Genomic DNA, 4,515 nt, shown 5'->3' with positions numbered 1-4,515 from the left:
GGGTGCGTCCGGTGCCCGGTCGGCGGCCGCGTCGATCAGGCCGGTCCGCACGCCGAGGAACTCGCACACGCGGTCCGCGGTGCCCACCGGGTCGTCCCGCAGCTCGCGGTAGCGCACGAGCAGCACCTGCTCGCGCGGGAAGAGCGAGAACAGGTGGTCCAGCTGCTCGCCGTAGCGGCCCTGGGCCGCGTAGTGCCAGAAGTGTGCCCAGCCCGCGGCGATCCGCTTCTCCTCGAGCTCGAGGGCGCGCCCGAAGTCCGCCTCGGGTTCGAGGTCCGCGCCGCGCAGGTGGGCCCAGTTGGAGTGCGCCCGCTCGACCGGGTCCCGCAGCACGGCGACCAGCCGGGCCTGGGGCACGAGGGCACGGATCCGCTGCTGCGCCGCGAGGTCGTAGAGGTAGAACACGGTGGACTCACCGCACCGCGCGCCCGGGTCCGCGGCGGCGAACAGCGCCTCGTAGTCCCCCCGACGCCACACGTGCTCACCCCACGTCGGGACGTCACCCGGGCCGCCGCCGGAGTCCGGCGGCGGGCCGTCGGTGAGGAAGAACTTCGGCTCCTTCGGGGTGGACAGGAACAGATCCGGATGGCCTGCGAGGGCGTTGTGCAGCGCCGAGGTGCCGCACTTGGGCGCGCCGAGCAGGAGGAAGTCCGGCAGTCGCGGGCTCACCTCAGGCGGTCGCCACCGGGCGCCTGCCCGCGACGGGCACCGGCGGACGGAGCAGCTCGGTACGCAGCTCGTGCGCGCCGTCCTCGCGGGTGCCCTCGTAGAAGAGGCGGTACCCGCCGTCGGTCAGCGGGACCACGCTGAGGTACCGCAGGCCGTGGCCGGCGTGCGGGGACTCGGCGACCGGGGCCTCGCCCTCGGCGGTGAACGCCCCGCTCTCGGAGGAGTAGGCCAGCCCGGTCCGCTCCTCCCAGTTCTCCGCCGCGGTCGCGCGGCCGTCGTAGGTGGCGGCCCACCGGCCGTCGACCCGGAAGACGGCACTGACCCGCACCCCGCGGGCGTCCCACCGACCGGCCCGGGGGCCGAGCGCCGTGCCCTCGTGCCGCCAGTCCAGCCCGTCGGCGCTGGTGTAGTGCTCGGTGGTCATCCGGTCCTCGTGCTGCGGCACGTCGAGCGGGTGCACGGAGGCCCACAGGTGCCAGGTGTCCCCGTCGACGACGATCACGGGGTCCTTGACGGCGTGCCGGGCGTCGCCGGGTAGCACGGTCCGGATCGGGGCCGCGGGCAGCTGCTCGGGCGAGTCCGCCTCCAGCACGTCCACCCACCAGTGCTTGCTCCCGGGCGTGGCGCAGCTGACGTAGAGCCGCCACCGCCCCGAGGGGGTGTGCACGAGTGCGGGCCGCTCCAGCGACTCCGCCCCGAACCGGTCCTTCGTCACGCGGGCGACCTCGGTGAACCGCACGCCGTCCGTGGAGCGGGCGATCACCGTGGCCAGGCCGCGGCCCTCCCCCAACGGCGCCCGGACCCGATAGGCCGCGTGGTACACGCCCTCGACCAGGACCACGCTGGGCGCGCCGACCCAGTTGCCCGCGCCCTCGCCGGGAGCCTCGACCGCCACGGTGGCGTCGACCCAGCGCGGGATCGGCAGCAGGGGTGTGCTCATGTCAGTACTCCTCCACGGGGCCTGCGAGGCCGCCGTCGGTGAGATGGGCGAGCAGCAGGGCCACCGAGTCGTCGACGGGCTGCTCGTGGGCGGGGATGACGAGATCGGGCCGCACCGGGGCCTCGTACGGGTCGTCGACGCCGGTGAGCCCGCTGATCTCGCCCGCCCGCTGACGCTCGTAGAGACCCTTGACGTCCCGCTCGGACGCGACGTCCACCGGGGTGCTCACGTACACCTCCCGGTAGGCCGTGCCGTTGGCCGCGTGGGCGGCGCGGACCTCGTCGCGCACGTCCCGGAACGGCGCGATCGCGGAGACCAGCACCAGGACGCCGTTGCGCGCCAACAGCTCCGCCACCCAGCCGATCCGCCGGATGTTGATCGCCCGGTCCTCCCGGGAGTAGCCGCGGGCGGCGGCGAGGTGCGGGCGGACGGCGTCGCCGTCGAGCACCTCGACGCGCAGGCCGCGCTCACGGAGCCGGTGCTCGGCGGCATGGGCGATGGTCGACTTCCCGGCGCTGGGCAGGCCGGTCAGCCACACGGTGGCGCCGCACTGCACCCCGGGCGGGGTGGCGGCATACGGACGGGACGGGGCGACGTCGGACACGGGGGCTCCGGCGGGTCTGTCGGCGAGCAGGTGGTGGGGGCGCGCGGACTACCGACAGAGCTGGTCGTAGGCGTGCGCACGACGGCTCGGCCAGAACGGCTCGAGCAGGGCGACGACCATGAACGGAATCGTCACCCGAAACGGTGTGTCACCGCAACCCGGCCCGCCGCTCAGTAGCCCGCGCACAGCGGGCAGCTGACGATCGGGCGGTCGCTCACGGTGAGGACGTGGCAGACGGGACAGCGGCGGGTGATCGAGAAGTCGGCGGGCCCGCGAGACGGCGCCACCAGGAACCAGGAGAGCACGCCGCCCTCGATGTACTCGCAGGCGTACGGACAGCAGACGGCGACCTCGTCGCCGATCGTGACCGGCGCGGGCCCGGCCTCGCCCGCAGGGACCTGCGGCAGCCTGACCAGGAACGCCTCGCGGCACCGCGGGCACTCGCACGAGGCCCACTCCCCCGGCCGCAGGTCACAGGCGGCTGCGGCGGCCTGGTAGGCGCGCCAGCCCGACGGGGGCCACACGTCGGCGTCGGCGACCTCCCGCCGGTCGCACCGGTCCGGCCCGTCCATGCCCACTCTCCCGTTCGTGATCGACTCCCCGTCCTCCGATGTACGTACGACAGTGGCGGACGGTTCGACACAATGGTCCTCACACTCGGCGGGTCGGCAACACGGACCTCCGGTGTGTCGGGAACCCGCAGATGGAGATCGACTCATCGGGGCAGCGTCGGTCACGCAGGGTGAGCAGCAGCTCGACGACCGCGCCGATCCACGGGCCCGCGGGCCGCGCCGGTGTGACGAATGGGCGCCCCCGCGCTGAGCCGGTCCCGCTCAGAGGACCGCGCTCAGGAGCTGTACGGCCCGCGACCGGTCGGGGACGAGGGGCGCGTTGGTGGTCACCGCGCCCCCGGCGCCGCCTCGGCGAGGACCGGGAGGAGGTCGCGGCGGGAGCCGAGCTCCCGCCGTGCACGGGTGTCCTCGACGACCCCGAACCCGTTGGTCTCGGCCCAGTCCTGGCGGATGGCGGGGGACACCGCGCCCGCCACCGACCTGGGCGACGGGTCCCACGCCACCCACAGCGGCGGGTCGAGGTCGGGGCGCAGCCGCCCCAGGGTGATGTCGGTGATCCGCTTCAGCCCGGGGCGACCGCGCGGAACCGGCCGGGCTCGACCTCCGCGACGACGCCGGTGCGCACGAGCCGCGCGATGTGCTGCTCGGCGGTGCGCGCCTCGACGGTCGTCACGTGCGGCGCCTCGACGTGGGGCCGGTAGACGAACCGGTGGGCGACGACGTCGACGAGGGTCCGCGGCTCGGCGAGAAACTCGGTGAGCGCGGCGTCCCGGCGCACGATCACGTCCCGGTAGGCCCGCAGCCTGCCGCGGAACTCCTCGGCCCCCTCGACCACGCCCTTCTGGTGGAAGGTGCCGAACCAGCGCGCGTCGACGGTCCGGCAGATCTCCAGCGACCGCTCGAAGCCCTCGAGGCTGCTCACCCGGTCCCCGTAGTAGGGGCCGAAGGAGGTCAGGTCGATGTCGGCGATGTAGAGGAAGCCGTCCGGCTCGACCAGCAGTCCACTGTGGCCCACCGTGTGTCCGGGCAGGTGCACCACGGTCGCCGTCCGGTCCCCGAGGTCGAACCGGTGGCCGTCCGGCACGCCGACGGCGTCGGGGCGGCTGCGGACGTGGAAGTCCGCCTCCAGGGTCGCCGCGAACTCCGTCGTCGCCGCCTCCGGCAGGCCGTAGCCTGCCAGCAGTACCGCGGAGTCGTGGACCGCGGCGAGGTCCGCGGAGTGCACGTGGACCGGGGCCGCGTAGCCGTCGATCCCGACGAGGTGGTCCTCGTGCGCATGGCTGACGAACACCGCGTCCGGAGCGGGCACCTCCCCCTGCCCGTCGCCGACCAGCGCCAGGGACGGGTCCACGAGCAGCGTGCCCGCGCTCCCCCGCACCAGGAGCGAGTTGCCGTACGGGTAGCCGCCGCCGTTCGCCGCGCGCAGCAGGGTCACCCCGCCGTAGGCCTCGGGGGCCCAGCTCGCCGTCGTCATCGTGTGAAGTCGGTCTCGAAGTCCCACGCCACGGTCGTCGCCTCCGCTCACGGACGCCGCGTCGCGCCCCGGGGCGACGTTAATACGGGCGCCTTAGCGGGACAAGGGCCCCTCACCGCACCGCGGCGGTGGCCTTCGGGTACAGCTCCCGGTACGCGGCGACGTGCCCGAAACCGGTGGTCACCGAGGTCGCGGCGAGGATCGCGTGCACCACCGCCCTGGCGAAGGTGCGGTCGGCCGCCTGGGCGACGGCGGC

The 4,515-nt window shown here is 74.6% G+C and carries 6 protein-coding genes; all 6 read right to left on the bottom strand.

The features are described 5' to 3' along the window. A partial coding sequence (locus H5J29_RS21880) for a sulfotransferase family protein (protein WP_312858351.1) occupies positions 1-669 on the bottom strand: 669 nt, incomplete at its 3' end. A gap of 1 nt (position 670) precedes the next feature. Next, positions 671-1,609 (bottom strand): glycoside hydrolase family protein, encoded by a 939-nt coding sequence (locus tag H5J29_RS21875; protein WP_181782915.1) that lies wholly within the window; start codon positions 1,607-1,609, stop codon positions 671-673. 1 nt (position 1,610) lies between these two features. Continuing rightward, on the bottom strand, positions 1,611-2,213 hold the full coding sequence (cysC, locus tag H5J29_RS21870) for an adenylyl-sulfate kinase (RefSeq protein WP_312858350.1): 603 nt from the start codon (positions 2,211-2,213) through the stop codon (positions 1,611-1,613). Between the two features lie 170 nt (positions 2,214-2,383). Next, positions 2,384-2,785, bottom strand: a complete 402-nt coding sequence (locus tag H5J29_RS21865; protein ID WP_181782914.1) for a hypothetical protein — start codon at positions 2,783-2,785, stop codon at positions 2,384-2,386. A gap of 326 nt (positions 2,786-3,111) precedes the next feature. After that, positions 3,112-3,249 (bottom strand): hypothetical protein, encoded by a 138-nt coding sequence (locus tag H5J29_RS21860; RefSeq protein WP_181782913.1) that lies wholly within the window; start codon positions 3,247-3,249, stop codon positions 3,112-3,114. A 98-nt stretch (positions 3,250-3,347) separates the two neighbouring features. After that, entirely contained in the window at positions 3,348-4,259 is a 912-nt protein-coding gene (locus tag H5J29_RS21855; protein ID WP_181782912.1) for an MBL fold metallo-hydrolase, read from the bottom strand. Between the last annotated feature and the right edge of the window lie 256 nt (positions 4,260-4,515).

The organism is Pseudonocardia pini (genome assembly GCF_013870575.1).
Taxonomy (GTDB): Bacteria; Actinomycetota; Actinomycetes; order Mycobacteriales; family Pseudonocardiaceae; genus Pseudonocardia; species Pseudonocardia pini.
The sequence above is the reverse complement of the archived record's forward strand: the minus strand, read 5'-3'. Positions and strand labels throughout refer to the sequence as shown.